The organism is Pseudomonas sp. NFACC25 (assembly GCF_900100935.1).
Classification (GTDB): Bacteria; Pseudomonadota; Gammaproteobacteria; order Pseudomonadales; family Pseudomonadaceae; genus Aquipseudomonas; species Aquipseudomonas marginalis.
The window spans coordinates 123,266-140,020 of record NZ_FMUC01000003.1 but is presented as its reverse complement, the minus strand read 5'-3'; the positions used below and the strand labels follow the sequence as shown (position 1 = coordinate 140,020).

General features: G+C 62.2%; 15 protein-coding genes. 11 read left to right on the top strand and 4 right to left on the bottom strand.

Annotated features, from left to right (window positions below):
- Window positions 1–6 precede the first annotated feature (6 nt).
- From BLQ09_RS08320 to BLQ09_RS08280, 9 genes are all read left to right on the top strand, one after another.
- Window positions 7–1,116 carry a mannuronate-specific alginate lyase gene (locus BLQ09_RS08320; RefSeq protein ID WP_083236343.1) on the top strand — a complete coding sequence of 370 codons (1,110 nt, stop codon included), beginning with the start codon at window positions 7–9 and terminating at the stop codon, window positions 1,114–1,116.
- Between the two features lie 219 nt (window positions 1,117–1,335).
- Window positions 1,336–2,868, top strand: coding sequence for an MBOAT family O-acyltransferase (locus BLQ09_RS08315; protein WP_027604732.1), 1,533 nt, complete (start codon window positions 1,336–1,338; stop codon window positions 2,866–2,868).
- Window positions 2,869–2,879: 11 nt separating this feature from the next.
- Window positions 2,880–4,064, top strand: coding sequence for an alginate O-acetyltransferase (locus BLQ09_RS08310; protein ID WP_027604733.1), 1,185 nt, complete (start codon window positions 2,880–2,882; stop codon window positions 4,062–4,064).
- A 16-nt stretch (window positions 4,065–4,080) separates the two neighbouring features.
- On the top strand, window positions 4,081–4,734 hold the full coding sequence (locus BLQ09_RS08305; RefSeq protein WP_027604734.1) for an alginate O-acetyltransferase AlgF: 654 nt from the start codon (window positions 4,081–4,083) through the stop codon (window positions 4,732–4,734).
- Window positions 4,735–4,839: 105 nt separating this feature from the next.
- Entirely contained in the window at window positions 4,840–6,291 is a 1,452-nt protein-coding gene (locus BLQ09_RS08300; RefSeq protein ID WP_027604735.1) for a mannose-1-phosphate guanylyltransferase/mannose-6-phosphate isomerase, read from the top strand.
- A 263-nt stretch (window positions 6,292–6,554) separates the two neighbouring features.
- On the top strand, window positions 6,555–7,019 hold the full coding sequence (locus BLQ09_RS08295; protein ID WP_027604736.1) for a hypothetical protein: 465 nt from the start codon (window positions 6,555–6,557) through the stop codon (window positions 7,017–7,019).
- A 14-nt stretch (window positions 7,020–7,033) separates the two neighbouring features.
- Window positions 7,034–7,846 (top strand): SDR family oxidoreductase, encoded by an 813-nt coding sequence (locus tag BLQ09_RS08290; protein WP_092356189.1) that lies wholly within the window; start codon window positions 7,034–7,036, stop codon window positions 7,844–7,846.
- Complete coding sequence (locus BLQ09_RS08285) at window positions 7,847–8,260, top strand: hypothetical protein (protein WP_027604738.1); 414 nt, start codon at window positions 7,847–7,849, stop codon at window positions 8,258–8,260.
- Window positions 8,261–8,396: 136 nt separating this feature from the next.
- Window positions 8,397–9,752 (top strand): NHL repeat-containing protein, encoded by a 1,356-nt coding sequence (locus BLQ09_RS08280; RefSeq protein WP_092356186.1) that lies wholly within the window; start codon window positions 8,397–8,399, stop codon window positions 9,750–9,752.
- Here the strand turns inward: BLQ09_RS08280 and BLQ09_RS08275 are convergent.
- From BLQ09_RS08275 to BLQ09_RS08260, 4 genes are read right to left on the bottom strand one after another with little or no spacing between them, the layout of a single operon-like run.
- Complete coding sequence (locus BLQ09_RS08275; RefSeq protein WP_092356183.1) at window positions 9,693–10,559, bottom strand: efflux RND transporter periplasmic adaptor subunit; 867 nt, start codon at window positions 10,557–10,559, stop codon at window positions 9,693–9,695. The two genes, BLQ09_RS08280 and BLQ09_RS08275, sit on opposite strands and share 60 nt — an antisense overlap.
- A 10-nt stretch (window positions 10,560–10,569) precedes the next feature.
- Entirely contained in the window at window positions 10,570–10,770 is a 201-nt protein-coding gene (locus BLQ09_RS08270; RefSeq protein ID WP_027604741.1) for a DUF1656 domain-containing protein, read from the bottom strand.
- Window positions 10,760–12,937: an FUSC family protein gene (locus BLQ09_RS08265; protein ID WP_027604742.1), complete on the bottom strand. Its 2,178-nt coding sequence runs from the start codon at window positions 12,935–12,937 to the stop codon at window positions 10,760–10,762. The genes BLQ09_RS08270 and BLQ09_RS08265 overlap by 11 nt, the downstream gene beginning before the upstream one ends.
- Window positions 12,938–12,947: 10 nt before the next feature.
- On the bottom strand, window positions 12,948–14,483 hold the full coding sequence (locus tag BLQ09_RS08260; protein ID WP_092356180.1) for an efflux transporter outer membrane subunit: 1,536 nt from the start codon (window positions 14,481–14,483) through the stop codon (window positions 12,948–12,950).
- A 183-nt stretch (window positions 14,484–14,666) separates the two neighbouring features.
- Here BLQ09_RS08260 and BLQ09_RS08255 point away from each other — a divergent pair, with 183 nt between their 5' ends.
- Both BLQ09_RS08255 and BLQ09_RS08250 read left to right on the top strand, forming a co-directional pair.
- The gene (locus tag BLQ09_RS08255; protein WP_027604744.1) at window positions 14,667–15,635 is read left to right on the top strand and encodes a LysR family transcriptional regulator; all 969 of its coding nucleotides are present in this window, start codon (window positions 14,667–14,669) and stop codon (window positions 15,633–15,635) included.
- A gap of 112 nt (window positions 15,636–15,747) precedes the next feature.
- The gene (locus BLQ09_RS08250) at window positions 15,748–16,722 is read left to right on the top strand and encodes a 2-hydroxyacid dehydrogenase (RefSeq protein WP_092356177.1); all 975 of its coding nucleotides are present in this window, start codon (window positions 15,748–15,750) and stop codon (window positions 16,720–16,722) included.
- The last annotated feature ends 33 nt before the right edge of the window (window positions 16,723–16,755 follow it).

Genomic DNA, 16,755 nt, shown 5'->3' with positions numbered 1-16,755 from the left:
TTACTTATGCAGAAGTTATGGATTCCATCGTTACTGGGCCTGGCGATCTTCGCCGGTTCGGTCAACGCCGCCGCCCCGCTGCGTCCGCCCCAGGGCTACTTCGCACCGATTGAAGCGTTCAAGACCGGCGACTTCAAGGAAAACTGCGACACCATGCCGACGCCCTACACCGGGCCTCTGCAATTTCGCAGCAAGTACGAAGGTTCCGACAAAGCCCGTTCGACCCTGAACGTGCAGTCGGAAAAAGCCTTTCGCGACAGCACCGCCGATATCACCAAGCTGGAAAAAGACACCAGCAAGCGCGTGATGCAATTCATGCGCGACGGTCGCCCGGAGCAGCTCGAATGCACCCTGAACTGGCTGGTGTCGTGGGCCAAGGCCGATGCGTTGATGTCCAAGGACTTCAACCACACCGGCAAGTCCATGCGCAAATGGGCCCTGGGCAGCATGGCGTCGGCCTATGTGCGCCTGAAGTTCTCCGACTCGCACCCGTTGGCCAACCACCAGCAGGAGTCGCAACTGATCGAAGCCTGGTTCAACAAACTGGCCGATCAGGTGGTCAGCGACTGGGACAACCTGCCGCTGGAAAAAACCAACAACCACTCCTACTGGGCCGCCTGGTCGGTGATGGCAACGTCCGTCGCCACCAACCGTCGCGACCTGTTTGACTGGGCCGTCAAGGAATACAAGGTTGGCGTCAACCAGGTCGACGACCAAGGCTTCCTGCCCAACGAGTTGAAGCGTCAGCAGCGTGCCTTGTCGTACCACAACTACGCGTTGCCGCCGCTGTCGATGATCGCCAGTTTTGCCCTGGTCAACGGTGTCGACCTGCGCCAGGAAAACAACAGCGCACTCAAGCGCCTGGGCGACAAAGTGCTGGCCGGGGTCAAGGACCCGGAGATCTTCGAACAGAAGAACGGCAAGGAGCAGGACATGAAGGACCTGAAGCAGGACATGAAATTCGCCTGGCTCGAACCCTTCTGCACCCTCTACACCTGCGCACCGGATGTGATCGAACGCAAGCATGGCATGCAGCCGTTCAAGACCTTCCGCCTCGGGGGTGACCTGACCAAGGTCTACGACCCGACGCATGAAAAAGGCAACAAAGGTTCCTGAGCGAACTCGGTAAAAAATGTGGGAGGGGGCTTGCCCCCGATAGCAGGGTGTCATTCAACACAGATGGCGACTGTTACACCGCCATCGGGGGCAAGCCCCCTCCCACATTTTTGAGCCAGTTTCGTCAGTAGGAATGTTGTACCGCCCTCCCCGTCTTTTCGTGGGGGGGTTTGGGGGGGCTCTGGCCCTTGACTGTTGGTTAAACATGGAGAGATCGGGATGGTTTTCTCGTCCAATGTGTTCCTGTTTCTGTTCTTGCCGATCTTTCTCGGCTTGTACTACTTGAGCGGGCAACGCTATCGCAATCTGCTGCTGCTGATTGCCAGCTACGTGTTCTACGCCTGGTGGCGAGTGGACTTCCTGGCGCTGTTCGCCGCCGTCACGCTGTGGAACTACTGGATCGGCCTCAAGGTCGGTGCCGCCGGCGTGCGCACCAAGCCGGCCCAACGCTGGCTGCTGCTGGGCGTGGCGGTCGACCTGTGCATCCTCGGCTACTTCAAGTACGCCAACTTCGGCGTCGACAGCATCAACGTCATGATGAAGTCGGCCGGCCTGGAGCCTTTCATCCTCACCCACGTGCTGCTGCCGATCGGGATCTCGTTCTACATCTTCGAGTCCATCAGCTACATCATCGACGTGTACCGTGGCGATACCCCGGCGACCCGCAATCTCATCGACTTCGCGGCGTTCGTGGCGATCTTCCCGCACCTGATCGCCGGCCCGGTCCTGCGTTTCCGCGACCTGGCCGACCAGTTCAATAACCGCACCCACACCCTCGACAAGTTCTCCGAGGGCTGCACGCGGTTCATGCAGGGTTTCATCAAGAAGGTCTTCATCGCCGACACCCTGGCGGTGGTGGCCGACCATTGCTTCGCCCTGCAAAACCCCACCACCGGCGATGCCTGGCTGGGGGCGCTGGCCTACACCGCGCAGTTGTACTTCGACTTCTCCGGCTACAGCGACATGGCCATCGGCCTGGGCTTGATGATGGGTTTCCGCTTCATGGAAAACTTCAAGCAGCCGTACATCAGCCAGTCGATCACCGAGTTCTGGCGGCGCTGGCACATCAGCCTGTCCACCTGGCTGCGTGACTACCTGTACATCACCTTGGGCGGCAACCGTAAAGGCACGCTGACCACCTACCGCAACCTGTTCCTGACCATGCTGCTCGGTGGCCTGTGGCACGGTGCGAACATCACCTACATCGTGTGGGGTGCCTGGCACGGCATGTGGCTGGCGATTGAAAAAGCCATCGGCCTCAACACCGCACCGCGCAGTTTCAACGTACTGCGCTGGGCCTTCACCTTCCTGCTGGTGGTGATGGGCTGGGTGATCTTCCGCGCCGAAAACCTCCACGTCGCGGGCCGTATGTACGGTGCGATGTTCAGCTTCGGCGAGTGGTCGCTGTCGGAACTCAACCGCGCCAGCCTCACCGGCCTGCAAGTCGCGACCCTGGTGGTGGCGTACGCAACATTGGCGTTCTTCGGCCTGCGCGACTTCTACACCAACCGCCCTGCCGAGAAAACCAAGCCGGCCGACCCGAGCCTGATCAAGGCCGTGCCGGGCGACAACCCGGGCAGCATCCACGAGCCAGGTTTCACCGTAGGTCGTGACGCTGCCGTGCAACCGGCCTACTGGACCGCTGACTGGCCACGCTACGCCATGCGCGCGGCGGTGCTGCTGCTGTTCGTGGCGTCGATTCTCAAACTGTCGGCGCAGAGTTTCTCGCCGTTCCTTTACTTCCAATTCTGAGGGAGCCGACCATGACCCGTTCATTACGCGTCCTCTATATCGGCCTGTTCCTGGTGCTGCTGCTGGCCCTGGGCGCCTGGTCGCTGCGCAGCTTCCTGGGCTTCAGTACCAACGCCGACGCGACCGTGCTCAACGGTCGCTGGACCAAGGCCGTCGAGACCCATTACGACGAGGAGTTCCCGATCAAGCGATTGGGCACCAACCTCTGGGCCGCGCTGGACTACAAGCTGTTCAATGAAGGCCGCCCTGGCGTGGTGCTGGGCCGCGATCACTGGTTGTACAGCGACGAGGAGTTCAACCCCGCCGTCAACGAAGACCAGAACCTTCAAGGCAACTACGCGCTGGTCGAAGGCGTGCGCCAGAAGCTCAAGGCCCAGGGCATCCAACTGGTGATGGCGATCGTGCCGGCCAAGGTGCGCCTGTACCCGGAGCACCTGGGTGAAGTGAAACCGGCGAGCATCCACGCCAACCTGTACCAGGACTTCCACGCCCGTGTGGCCGCCGACAAGATCATCGCCCCGGACCTGCTCGGCCCGCTGCAACAGGCCAAGCTGGGCGGCAAGCAGGTGTTCCTGCGCACCGACACCCACTGGACCCCGGACGGCGCCGAAATCGCTGCCAAGCAATTGGCTAAAACCATCGCCGATAAGACCCCGCTCCACGGCGAGCCGCAGCGTTTTGTCACCGAGGCCGAGAAGACCGAGCCGCATAAAGGCGACCTGCGTCTGTTCCTGCCCCTGGACCCGCTGTTCGAAAACCTGATGCCACCGAAAGAGCCGCTGGAAAAACGCGTCACGCACCTGGCCGAAACCAAAGGCGACGACGCGCTGTTCAGCGACAGCGAAACCCCGGTGGCCCTGGTGGGCACCAGCTACAGCGCCAACCCCAACTGGAACTTCGTCGGCGCCCTCAAGCAAGCCCTGGGCAGCGACGTGGTCAGCTACGCCGAAGACGGCCATGGCCCGATCCTGCCGATGCTCAGCTACCTGAAAAGTGACGACTTCAAGAACAGCCCGCCACAGGTGCTGATCTGGGAGTTTCCTGAACGCTATCTGCCCGTGAACAACGAAATCGGTGATGCCGACCCATCGTGGGTTGCGCAACTTAAACAAGCCGGTTCGCGCCAACAAAACATGGCACTGAACACCCCAGCTAAAAACCCAAAATCCGAGACGCCCGACCGGGCGCAAAACTGAAAGAGAGGTAACTCACATGACTTTCACTACTACTCCGCGTCGTCTCGCTAAGACTCTGGCCCTGGCTGCCGGTATGAGCTTGGTATCCCTGTCCGCCTTCGCCGGTGACGCTGCCTTGTACGGCCCAGTTGCACCGAAAGGCTCAAGCTTCGTGCGGATCTACAACGCCTCCAACCAGGAAGTCAGCGCCACTGTCGGCAGCACCAACCTCAGCGACGTGGCCCCGCTGGCCAGCAGCGACTTCAGCTTCATGCCCGGCGGCGACTACAGCGCCAAGGTCGGCAGCCAGACCGTGCCGGTCAAGCTCGCCCCGGACCACTACTACACCCTGGTCAACAACAACAGCGGCCAGCCGCAGCTGATCGAAGAGCCACCGTTCAAGAACAAGCAGAAATCCCTGGTGCGCGTGCAGAACCTCAGCGACAAGGCCCTGACCCTGAAAACCGCCGACGGCAAGACCGACGTGGTCAAGTCGGTGGCCGCCAAAGGCCGTGGCGAACGTGAGATCAACCCGGTGAAGGTGAGCCTGGCGCTGTATGACGGCGACAAGAAAGTCGGCGACGTCAAGCCAGTGGCCCTGGAGCGCGGTGAAGCAGCGGTGCTGTACGTCACCGGTTCGGGTTCGAGCATTTCGCCAGTCTGGGTAAAACGCCCGGTGTCGACCCGCTGAATGAATTTTCCGGGTCGGCTGCGGCCGGCCCGGACACGAGACAAAAACAAGAGTGAAACGACAAACCTTCGTAGCTCTGACCCAAATTGATTCAAGGAGAAACACATGATCCCAGTAATCCTTTCCGGTGGTAGCGGCTCACGTCTTTGGCCGCTTTCCCGCAAACAGTTCCCCAAACAATTCCTGGCCCTGACCGGCGAGCACACGCTGTTCCAGCAAACCCTGGAACGCCTGGTGTTCGAAGGCATGGACTCCCCGATCGTGGTCTGCAACAAGGACCATCGCTTCATCGTCAACGAGCAACTGGCCAACCGTAAACTGGAGTGCCAACGCATCCTGATGGAACCCTTCGGCCGCAACACCGCGCCGGCCGTGGCCCTCACCGCGATGATGCTGGTCAACGAAGGCCGTGACGAACTGATGCTGGTGCTGCCGGCCGACCACGTGATCGACGACCAGAAAGCCCTGCAACGCGCCCTGGCCCTGGCCACCGTGGCCGCCGAGCGTGGCGAGATGGTGCTGTTCGGCGTGCCGGCGACCCGTCCGGAAACCGGCTACGGCTACATCAAGTCCACCAACGATTCGCTGCTGCCCGAAGGCGTGAGCCGCGTACAGCAGTTCGTGGAAAAACCCGATGAAAAACGCGCCGTCGAATTCGTCAAAAGCGGCGGTTACTTCTGGAACAGCGGCATGTTCCTGTTCCGCGCCAGCCGCTTCCTGGAAGAGCTGAAAAAGCACGATCCGGACATCTACGACACCTGCGTGCTGACCCTGGAGCGCAGCCAGCAAGACGCCGATACCGTGACCTTCGACGAAGCCACTTTCGCCTGCTGCCCGGACAACTCCATCGACTACGCCGTGATGGAAAAAACCCAGCGCGCCTGCGTGGTGCCGTTGAGCGCCGGCTGGAGCGACGTGGGTTGCTGGGCTTCGCTGTGGGCGGTCAACGATAAAGACGCCAACGGCAACGTCACCAAGGGCGACGTGGTGATCCAGGACAGCAAGAACTGCATGATCCACGGCAACGGCAAGCTGGTGTCGGTAATCGGCCTGGAAAACATCGTGGTGGTGGAAACCAAGGACGCGATGATGATTGCCCACAAGGACAAGGTCCAGGGCGTCAAGCAGATGGTCAACACCCTCAACGAACAGGGCCGCAGCGAAACCCAGAACCACTGCGAAGTCTATCGTCCGTGGGGCTCCTACGACTCGGTGGACATGGGCGGTCGCTTCCAGGTCAAGCACATCTCGGTCAAGCCGGGCGCGTGCCTGTCGTTGCAGATGCACCACCACCGCGCCGAACACTGGATCGTGGTCAGCGGCACCGCCGAAGTCACCTGTGACGAGAACGTGTTCCTGCTCTGCGAGAACCAGTCCACCTACATCCCGATCGCCTCGGTGCACCGCCTGCGCAACCCGGGCAAGATCCCGTTGGAGATCATCGAAGTGCAATCGGGCAGCTACCTGGGCGAAGACGATATCGAGCGCTTCGAAGATATCTACGGGCGCTCGACGCCGGTTGAACGTGGCGTGTCGGTGAAAACTATCGCGCAGTAAAACAGTCGTACAAGAAGCCCTCGCCCAGCCCATTGCGTCCCCTATCCGCAGTGGGTTGGGTGGGGGCTTTTTGTTTGGGATTTACGCTGGCTGGGCGGGCCTCATCGGGGGCAAGCCCCCTCCCACCTTTGATCTGCGAATACATTCAAATGTGGGAGGGGGCTTGCCCCCGATGAGGCCGGCACACCCACCACAGCACTCAAGGTAGCCAATCCCACCTACGCTTAAGTTAGGATGCTCGTTCCCTACTCGAGGTGGTCTCCATGTTCTTCGGCGTTCTACTGATCATCACCTGGCTGATCCTCCTGCTGCGCTACCCGGCCAAGGCATTGCCGGTGTCGTTGGCCGCTGCCGTCGGCCTGGGTCTTGTCGCGGTGTGGGTGGTGTGGCTGGACAACCGCGAAGCCTCGCAACTGGCGCGCCTTGAACTGCGCATCACCTACGCCCCGCAGGAATGCCCGGCTGACCGCCCGCTCAAGCTGACCCTGAACAACGGCAACGACGTCCCCCTCACCGAACTGCGCTGGCGCGTCGCCGCCTATGCGCCGGGCGATACGGTCAACCTGGCCGACAACGTCTACGCCGCCCCGCGCTATCGTGGGCCCGGCGAGTTGCAGGCCGGCGCCACTTGGGACGACTGCCTGCCCACCCCGCCCCTGCGCCCCGGCTACCGCGCGCAAACCCTGGAATTTCGCGCCGAGCATCTGCAAGGCAGCTTCTCGGACTGACAAAGGACTGATCCATGCCCAACGTACTCATCACCGGTTGCTCCAGCGGTATTGGCCGCGCCCTGGCCGAGGCCTTCAAATCCGCCGGTTTCGACGTGTGGGCCAGCGCCCGCCGCCCGCAAGACGTCACCGCCCTCGCCGCTGCGGGTTTCAATGCCGTCGAACTCGACGTCAACGACAGTGCCGCTTTACAGCGCCTGGCCGAACAACTGGGAGAGCTGGATGTACTGATCAACAACGCCGGCTACGGCGCCATGGGCCCGCTGCTCGATGGCGGCACCGAGGCGATGCAGCGCCAGTTCGAGACCAACGTATTTTCCATCGTCGGCGTGACCCAGGCGCTGTTCCCGGCCCTGCGCAAGCGCAAAGGGCTGGTGGTGAATATCGGCAGCGTTTCCGGCGTGCTGGTCACGCCGTTTGCCGGCGCCTACTGCGCGTCCAAGGCGGCGGTGCATGCATTGAGTGATGCACTGCGCATGGAGCTGGCACCATTTGGGGTGAGGGTGATGGAAGTCCAGCCCGGCGCCATCAATACGAGTTTTGCCAAAAACGCCGGCGCCCAGGCCGAGCTGTTAATCAACGAAAAATCGCCGTGGTGGCCGTTGCGCGAGGGCATTCGCGCACGCAGCCAGGCCTCTCAGGACAAGCCCACCCCGGCCGGCGTGTTTGCAGCGGATGTGCTCAAGGCGGTGCAACAACCACAGCCGCCGCGCCTGTTGCGCTCGGGCAATGGCAGCCGGGCGTTGCCGTTGATGGCCGCGTTGTTGCCCAAGGGATTATTGGAAGCCGTGTTGAAAAAACGCTTTGGTTTGAATGGGAGTTTGTAAATGATCGACTACAGCGATTTTTTTGAAGAAGTGATCCAGACCCACGTCGAGATCGAGCAATGGTTTGCCGGGGTTGCGCCGGAAGGCACCCTGCAAAGCCTGCTTGCGCGCTTCTCCCCGGAGTTCAGCATGATCGCCCCCGCCACCGGCACACGCGTCAATGCAGCCGGGGTCAACGCCCTGTTCACTCGCCTGGGTGGTATGCGCCCGGGGTTGAAGATCACCTTGAGTGAAATGGCTGGGATTGACCGGCATGCGCGCGGCGCAACGGTGACTTATCGCGAGCATCAGATCGATGCCAGCGGCACACAGACCGATCGCCGCGCCACCGTAGTGTTCGAGAAGCAGGCCAGTGGTGCGCTGTTATGGCGGCATTTGCATGAGACGTTTGTGCCTCAGGCGCGCAACAACTAATGGCCAGTTAGCACCTGTCAGATCTGACAGTAGACGAGGGGGTGTCCCAGGAACAGACTGAAAACGTCGCCGGGTTTGAGCACACGTGGTATCCACGCGGCAGACTTTCCTCTCCAACCAACGAAGGGATGCGTTGATGCGTAAGTCCAAAAAACCCTCAAAGACGCAACCCGGCACGCTGGATCCCGACTTCGGTATTGGAGGGGTGCAAGCCCTGGAAAAAATTCTCGAAGATCATGGTGATCTGAACGTTCGCTTTCGCTTCGGAGGACTTGCAACCGCGAAGGATGGCAAGCTTTTGTTCAGCGCCAGCGTGTATAGAAACCACGACGACCAATACCTATACGGCTTGGGCCGCCTGAGCGCCGACGGCAGCCTGGATAGATCGTTTGGAACGAACGGGCTGGTCACCGGTGATTTTTTACCCTCGCTACCGGCCGGTGGTTCAAGGCTGACCGTACAATCGGCCGGCAACATCCTGATGCTGGGCTGGACATGGCGCAGTGCATCCAATGGCTGGGCGGACTTGGTGATTGCACGTTTCAACAGCGAAGGTAAGCCCGACACGAATTTTGCCGAGCAAGGACGGCGCATTCTGCCTACCAAGGACTACGAAGAACTCATAGGAGAATCAGCGACAGTACACGTCCAGAGCAACGGACGTATTTTAGTGAGCGCCAACTATGCAACCCGCGGCAATCCGGACCAGACCATGGGAGTGCTGTTTCGCCTGCAGCCCAATGGTGCACTGGACGAAAGCTTCAACAAAACTGGCAGGCTGGAGTTCAAACTTGCCGGCTCCAATGTGGCCACTGCGATCAACGCGTGTATCAGCCAGGGCAGTGATCACAAAATAGTGTTTGTTGGACATGCCCGGTTTATTCCCACCCTCAAGACCGCCCTGTTTGCCCGCCTCAACCCCGACGGCAGCCCGGACGCCGGCTTTGGCAGTCCCAAGACGCCGGGGTTTCATCTCATGGACAGGATCAAGGATCACACCACCTTCAACGCTCTGATCAAGCGCGAGGAGGACAACAGCCTTGTTGGCGCCGGTCAAATTGGGCAGGGCGGCGCCAAAAGCACAAAAGGTCTCATGCAGGCCATTACCCCAAACGGCGCCGTGCACCAACTGTTCAACAACGGTAAACCCCTGGTCAGCCAATTCGACAGCAACCACGACAATGGCTGGCAATGCATCATGCAAACCCGCACAGGCAACCTGGTGACGGCGTCAACCGGCAACTGGATCTACATCGCTCAATTCAAAACCCACGGCGTGCTGGATCTGGCCTTCAACAACCAGGGTTACAACGACATGCAGTCCGAACCCAGATCCCCCCCTGTGCTGCTGACCGAACGGGGTGACCAGCGAATCATTGCCGGTGCGAACGTCTCGGGTATCGATGATAAGGGTGTAGGCCAGCTAAGGTGCTTATTCGGCCAGGGGCACGCTATCGACAATCACCGTGCAGGTAATCCCCGCCGCCAATAACACCCCCTCCGGCACTTCATCAATATGAATCCGCACCGGTACGCGCTGGGCCAGGCGCACCCAGTTGAAAGTCGGGTTCACATCGGCGATCAGTTCGCGGCTCTCGGGGTTGTCGCGGTCGTAGATGCCGCGCGAGATGCTTTCTACGTGCCCCTTCAACGTCTCGCCGCTCATCAGCTGCATGTCGGCTTTGTCACCGACTTTCACATGGGGCAGCTTGGTTTCTTCGAAGAAGCCATAGACCCAGAACGAGTTCATATCCACCACGGCCATCTTGGCTTCGCCGATGCGTGCGTAGTCGCCGCGATGCACGTTGAGGTTGGTGACGTAGCCGTCCACTGCCGCCACGACCTGGGTGCGTTTCAAGTTGAGTTCGGCCGCTTCGAGTTGTGCCAGTGCGTGCTGGTAATCCGCCAGGGCCGAGTCGGCGATGTTGCTGGCGTCGTCGCGGTTTTCCCTGGAGATCACCAGGGCGTCGAGGTCGGCGCGGCGGTGGGCGTTGACCTTGCGCATTTCCCAGGTGGCTTTGCGCGAGGCGACCAGGGATTGCGCCTGTTTGACGGCGATGCGGTAGTGCTCGGGGTCGATCTGCATCAGCAGGTCGCCCTTTTTCACCAACTGGTTATCGCGCACGGGCACGTCGACCACTTCACCGGTGACGTCGGCGGCCACGTTGATGATGTCGGCGCGCACGCGGCCGTCGCGGGTCCACGGCGTTTCCATGTAGTGCACCCACAACGTGCGGCCAATCCAGATCGCCAAGGCCAGTACCAGCAAGGTCGCGAGCAGGCTGAAAAACTTTTTCATCGGGGCATTCTCAACGGTAGACGGTCAGCGCCAGGGCGCCGAACAGGCAAACGAACAGGCTCAGGCGCAGCAGCGCCGGGTGCCAGAAAAACCGGTACAGGTCGAAGCCGGCCAGGAAGCGGTCCAGGGCCCAGGCCAACGCGGCCGCGATCAGGAACATCAGGGTCATGGTCGGCATATAGATGCCGTGGAATGCGATTTCACGAGGCATTCGGGGTTCCTTTGAGGGCCGCCAGCGGTGATTGCGGGTCCAGCAACGAGGTGCGGATAAAGTGCAGGTAGCTTTTCACCCGGCGCAGGGCCGAGGTATCGAAGTGCGGGGCGAAGGGTTCGTCGGTGGCCTGCACGCGGCTGATCGCGTGGTCGACGGCGATCAGGCCACGCTCCAGGTTGCTGGCGCTGGGTTGCAGGAACAGGCGCACCAACGAGCGGCCCATGACCCGGATCGCCTGGCGCCACGGCTGGGACTCGGCATAGGCCGGGTGTACCGGCAGGATCGCCTGTTCCTTGCGCAACTCGATGATCGCGTGGCCGACTTCCAGCACCACGAACATCCAGCGCAGCAGGTCGCGTTGCACTTGCGGCTGGCCGACAGCGAGGCCATAGGCCTGGTGCAGCAGGTCTCGGGTGCGACTTTCGAAACTCGATGCCAGCCCCTTGAGCTTGCCGCTGATGGCATACACCACCTGCTCGCGCAGGTCCTGCTCCAGGCGGCGCCACAGCCAGCGGCTGTTGGGCGGCAGGATGATCGCCCCTGCCGCCGCGCACACCAGCATGCCAATGATCATGGCGATGTAGTCGTTGATAAAGGTGTAGGGGTTGTAGACCGTGAGGTTGTCCGGCACCGAACCGGTGCTGAAGAAAATCAGCAGGCCCACGCCCACACCGGCGTATTGCGGGCGTGAGGCGAGGAACGCGCCGAGGATGATCACCGGGGCGAGCATCACGCATAGCAGCGGGAAGCCGTCGATCCACGGGAACACGAAGAACATTTCCACAAAGCCCACCAACGCGCCGATCAAGGTGCCGCAGGCCATCTGGAACGCCATGCGCTTGGGATTGGGCGTGGCGGCGGACAGGCCGACGGTGGCAGCGGCGATCAGGGTCATGGTGGCGCCGCTGGGCCAGGCCGTGGCCACCCAGTAACTGCCCAGCACAATCAGGATGAACGACGCGCGAATCCCCGAGGCGGCACAGGCCAGCCAGTTGGTCTTGGGGCTGAAGGCTTCGTCCCATTGCTCCCGTGCATGGCTGTGATCGGCCAGGGACGCATGGGTTTGCGCGTAGTTGTGCAGGTCATCGACGAAGCGGTAGAGCAGTTCATAAGCGGTGTGAAAATCCAGCTGTTCGGCCTCACTCGGGTTGCCCTCCTGGAAGGTCGCACGCAGGCTGCGGACTTTGGCGGGCAGGCTGTCCTTGTAGGCGCTGAGCTGGTTGACCAGGCGCGCGGCGTCGGGGCTGGTGAGGGCGCGGCCGGAGAAGCCGTCGAGGACTTCGGCGAGGTCCTGCAGGCCCGGCTTGATCGCCGCCACCACGTGATCCGCGGCGTCCGTGCGCAGGCGTTCGAGCAACTGGTGCAAGGCATTGAAGCGGGTGGTGATGCTCATGAACTCGCTGTTGAGGCGGCTGAGCCGACCGTTGCGCCGGCGCATATGCGGGTCTTCGAACACCGTGAGGCTGCGCAGACCTTCCAGGCCCACGGCCTCGGCGATAAAGCGCACATTGCTGGCCTCGAACCCTTCGCGCTGGCTACGCCCGCGCAGGCCGTCGGTGACGAACAGCGCGAACACGCCAAAGCGCTGATAGAGCGCGTTGCGCATCGCGGCGCTGGAGGTCTGCGGCAGGATCGCCGCGCTGACCAGGGTGGAACACAGGATCCCCAGGGAGATTTCCAGCACCCGCCACACCGCCGCCATAAAGGCGCCGTCCGGATGGGCCAGGGCCGGCAGGCCGACCATCGCCGCCGTATAACCCGCGAGTACAAACCCGTAGGCGCGAAAGTTACGGTTGCGTGTCGCGCCAGCGGTGCAAATGCCGACCCAGATCGCCAGCGCCCCGAGGAACAACTCGGTGTTCTGCGCAAATAACGCGATCAACACCACCATCACCGCCGACCCCGCCAGGGTGCCGAGGAAGCGATAGAAGCTCTTGGCGAACACCTGGCCGCTCTGGGGTTGCATCACGATAAATACGGTGATCATCGCGGTACGTGGTTGCGGCAGTTCCAGGCGCATGGCCAGCCACAGCGTGAGGAACGCGGCGATCAGCACCTTGAAGATGTACACCCAGGTCACGCCGTCGCTGCGTGCCCAGTCGAAAAAACCACGGCGCCACTCAAGGGAATGCAGCCAGCGCAGCGGTGCAGGCAAGGGAGTCATCAAATCCTACTCAGTGATCAAACACGGCAAGCGCCGCCGGGGCCTTGCTCGGGAGGGTCTTGGCGTCCTGCGGTACGTCTTTGCCGGCGTCGAGGCCGCCACCCAGTGCGGTCACCAGTTCGGCATGGGCGCCAAGCCGCGCGGCCTGGACCTGCTGCTCGACCTGTTGCTGGCGAAACAGCAGGGTCTGGGCGTTGAGCACATTGAGGTAATCGGTGAGGCCGCGCTGGTAGGCGATCATCGCGATATCGTAGGTCTTCTGCGCCGAGGCCACCGACTGCACCGCAAATGAGGCTTGCTTGTCCATGGACTCGCGGCGGATCAACTGGTCGCTGATGCCCTTGAGCGCATTGACCAGGGTCTGGTTGTAGCGCGCCACGGCGATGTCATAGCCGGCGCTGGCTTCCCCCAGCTCGGCACGCAGGCGGCCGCCGTCGAAGATCGGCAAGGTGATGGCCGGGCCGACGTTGTAGTTGAATTTCTTGCCGGCGAGAAACGCCAGCATGCCGCCGCCGGTGGCCATGTAGCCGAGGCTGCCGAACAGGTCGACGTTGGGGTAGAAACCGGCGTGGGCAACATCGATGCCACGGGCTTGCGCCGCGACCTGCCAACGGCTGGCAACCACATCCGGGCGCTGGCCGAGCAATTGCGCGGGCAGGCTCGAGGGCAGTTTCAGTGGTGCGGCAAGGGACAGCGTCGGACGCTGCAACGTGGCCCCCTCCCCCGGGCCTTTACCGGCGAGCGCCGCCAACTGGTTGCGACTCAGGGCGATTTCCTCGTCCAGGGCATCCAACTGGCGATGGGTTTCCGGCAGCGGCGTTTCGGCCTGGCTCACGTCGAAATGGGTGCCGATCCCGGCGTCCAGGCGTTTGTTGGCCAGGTCGAGGATCTGCTGTTGCTGGGCCAGGGTCGCCACGACGATATCGCGGTTGGCGTAATGCAACGACAGCTGGATATAGGCGCGCACCACGTTGTTCTGCAGTTCAAGCTGGGCCTGGCGGGCTTCGGCGGCGCTCATGTGGGCCAGGTCGACGGCACGCTCGGTGGCGTTGCTTTCGCGACCCCACAGGTCGAGGGCGTAGCTCAACCCCAGGGACGCATTGTTGTCCCAGGTGTTGGCACCGCTCAATTCCCCCGGGCCGTAGAACTGATCCTTGGGCCAATTGTGGCGTTTGAGGGTGGTATCAGCGTTGATCTGCAGTGACTCGGCCGACTCGGCAACCCCGGCCATGGCCCGCGCTTCCCGCACCCGCGCGGCCGCCATGGCCATGCTCGGGCTGTTTTGGGTGGCGAGTTCGACCCAGCGGTTGAGCTGGGGGTCGCCGTAGGCCTGCCACCATTGTGCGGTGGGCCAATGGGCGTCCTGGGCGGCGCTGCGGATCGCTTCGTCGGTGGCCAGGGTAGTGGCGTTTAGGGGCTGGCCTTGGGGGGCGATTCCTCCGGTTCCGATGCAGCCGCTGATTGCTAACGATAAAGCGCAAACACTGAGAGCCTTCAGCGCTCGGTTAATGAGAGTCTTCAGCTCTCTGCTGATGCGACGCGGCACGGCGAACGAATTCCTGAGGTGGTATTGCGGGGAGAGGTGGCGCAATTCTAGGCGGCGCCATGGAGGGCGATAAGCTGGCATTCCTGTGAATCTTTGTTACCGTTCAAGCGATAATCCGTTGGTAGGGATCACTGGACGGCGTAACTTTCTGTCACAATTTGGCATCTCCCCTGAGAACTCTCCATGGACACTTTGCAAAACATGCGCGCCTTCAGTTGCGTGGCCGAAGCCGGCAGCTTCACCGCCGCCGCCGCGCAACTGGATACAACCACCGCCAACGTCTCGCGCGCGGTCTCCAATCTTGAGGCCCACCTGCAAACCCGCTTGCTCAACCGCACCACCCGCCGCATTGCCCTCACCGAGGCTGGTAAACGCTACCTGCTGCGTTGCGAGCAGATCCTGGCCTACGTCGAAGAAGCCGAGGCCGAAGCCAGCGACGCCCACGCCCGCCCCGCCGGACAGCTGAAAGTGCACACCATGACCGGCATCGGCCAGCACTTCGTCATCGACGCGATCGCCCGCTACCGCCGCACCCACCCGGACGTGACCTTCGACCTGACCCTGGCCAACCGCGTGCCGGACCTGTTGGACGAGGGCTACGACGTATCCATCGTGCTGGCCAGCGAGCTGCCGGACTCGGGCTTCGTCTCCCAGCGCCTGGGCATCACCTACAGCATCGCCTGCGCCTCGCCGGACTACGTCAAGGCCAAGGGCTGCGCGCAACGGCCCCAGGATTTGCTCAACCACGCCTGCCTGCGCCTGGTCAGCCCGGTGATCCAGTTGGACAAGTGGACCTTCAACGGCCCCGAAGGCCAGGAAAGCGTGGCGATCAATACGTCGCCGTTCCTGGTCAACTCCGCCGACGCGATGAAAACCGCGATCACCAGCGGCATGGGCGTCGGCCTGTTGCCGGTGTATGCGGCCATCGAAGGCCTGCGCAACGGCACATTGGTGCGGGTCATGCCCACCTATCGTTCCCAGGAGTTGAACCTGTACGCCATCTACCCGTCGCGCCAGTACCTGGATGCGAAGATCAAGACCTGGGTGGAATACCTGCGCGGCTCGTTGCCGGAGATCCTGGCGGCGCACCAGGCGGAGCTGGTGGCGTATGAGTTGAGCGGCAGCCTCAGCGGTGCACGGCTGGCGAACTGATTTCTACCAGGCGATACAAGTCTTTAAATGTGGGAGGGGCGGTGTCCTGACAATTGCCGGCAGGGATGTTAGCGTGCTTGGCATTCTTCCGTAGTCGATGAGCCCGCCTGCAATGAAAAAGACCGTCCTCGCCTTCAGCCGTGTCACCCCGCAAATGATCGAACGCCTGCAACAGGATTTCGACGTGATTGCGCCCAACCCCAAGCTGGGCGATATCAACGCTCAATTCAATGAAGCCCTGCCCCACGCCCACGGTTTGATCGGCGTGGGTCGCAAGCTGGGCCGCGCGCAGCTCGAAGGCGCGAGCAAGCTGGAGGTGGTGTCCAGCGTGTCGGTGGGCTACGACAACTACGATGTGCCGTACTTCAACGAGCGCGGGATCATGCTCACCAACACCCCGGACGTACTGACCGAAAGCACCGCCGACCTGGCCTTCGCCCTGCTGATGAGCAGCGCGCGCCGAGTGGCCGAGCTGGACGCCTGGACCAAGGCCGGCCAGTGGAAAGCCAGCGTCGGCGCGCCGCTGTTTGGCTGTGACGTGCATGGCAAGACCCTCGGTATCGTTGGCATGGGCAATATCGGCGCGGCCGTGGCCCGGCGTGGGCGCCTGGGCTTCAATATGCCGATCCTGTACAGCGGCAACAGCCGCAAGGCCGCGCTGGAACAGGAACTGGGCGCGCAGTTCCGCAGCCTGGACCAACTGCTGGCCGAGGCGGATTTCGTCTGCCTGGTGGTGCCGTTGAGCGACAAGACCCGTCACCTGATCAGCGCCCGCGAGTTGGGGCTGATGAAGTCCAGCGCGATCCTGATCAATATCTCCCGTGGCCCGGTGGTGGACGAACCGGCGTTGATCCAGGCCCTGCAAAACCACACCATTCGCGGTGCCGGCCTGGATGTGTATGAGCAGGAGCCGTTGGCCGAGTCGCCGCTGTTCCAGTTGAGCAACGCGGTGACCCTGCCGCACATCGGCTCGGCGACCCATGAAACCCGCGAAGCCATGGCCAACCGCGCGTTGGACAACCTGCGCAGCGCCCTGCTCGGCCAGCGCCCGCAGGACCTGGTGAACCCGCAGGTGTGGAAGGGCTGACACGGGCCCAGCCCGACACAAAATCGGGTTAAA

Coding starts and splice junctions, on each gene's coding strand:
- BLQ09_RS08320 (WP_083236343.1), top strand. CDS start 7: ATGCAGAAGTTATGGATTCCATCGTTACTGGGCCTGGCGATCTTCGCC.
- BLQ09_RS08315 (WP_027604732.1), top strand. CDS start 1,336: ATGGTTTTCTCGTCCAATGTGTTCCTGTTTCTGTTCTTGCCGATCTTT.
- BLQ09_RS08310 (WP_027604733.1), top strand. CDS start 2,880: ATGACCCGTTCATTACGCGTCCTCTATATCGGCCTGTTCCTGGTGCTG.
- BLQ09_RS08305 (WP_027604734.1), top strand. CDS start 4,081: ATGACTTTCACTACTACTCCGCGTCGTCTCGCTAAGACTCTGGCCCTG.
- BLQ09_RS08300 (WP_027604735.1), top strand. CDS start 4,840: ATGATCCCAGTAATCCTTTCCGGTGGTAGCGGCTCACGTCTTTGGCCG.
- BLQ09_RS08295 (WP_027604736.1), top strand. CDS start 6,555: ATGTTCTTCGGCGTTCTACTGATCATCACCTGGCTGATCCTCCTGCTG.
- BLQ09_RS08290 (WP_092356189.1), top strand. CDS start 7,034: ATGCCCAACGTACTCATCACCGGTTGCTCCAGCGGTATTGGCCGCGCC.
- BLQ09_RS08285 (WP_027604738.1), top strand. CDS start 7,847: ATGATCGACTACAGCGATTTTTTTGAAGAAGTGATCCAGACCCACGTC.
- BLQ09_RS08280 (WP_092356186.1), top strand. CDS start 8,397: ATGCGTAAGTCCAAAAAACCCTCAAAGACGCAACCCGGCACGCTGGAT.
- BLQ09_RS08275 (WP_092356183.1), bottom strand. CDS start 10,559: ATGAAAAAGTTTTTCAGCCTGCTCGCGACCTTGCTGGTACTGGCCTTG.
- BLQ09_RS08270 (WP_027604741.1), bottom strand. CDS start 10,770: ATGCCTCGTGAAATCGCATTCCACGGCATCTATATGCCGACCATGACC.
- BLQ09_RS08265 (WP_027604742.1), bottom strand. CDS start 12,937: ATGACTCCCTTGCCTGCACCGCTGCGCTGGCTGCATTCCCTTGAGTGG.
- BLQ09_RS08255 (WP_027604744.1), top strand. CDS start 14,667: ATGGACACTTTGCAAAACATGCGCGCCTTCAGTTGCGTGGCCGAAGCC.
- BLQ09_RS08250 (WP_092356177.1), top strand. CDS start 15,748: ATGAAAAAGACCGTCCTCGCCTTCAGCCGTGTCACCCCGCAAATGATC.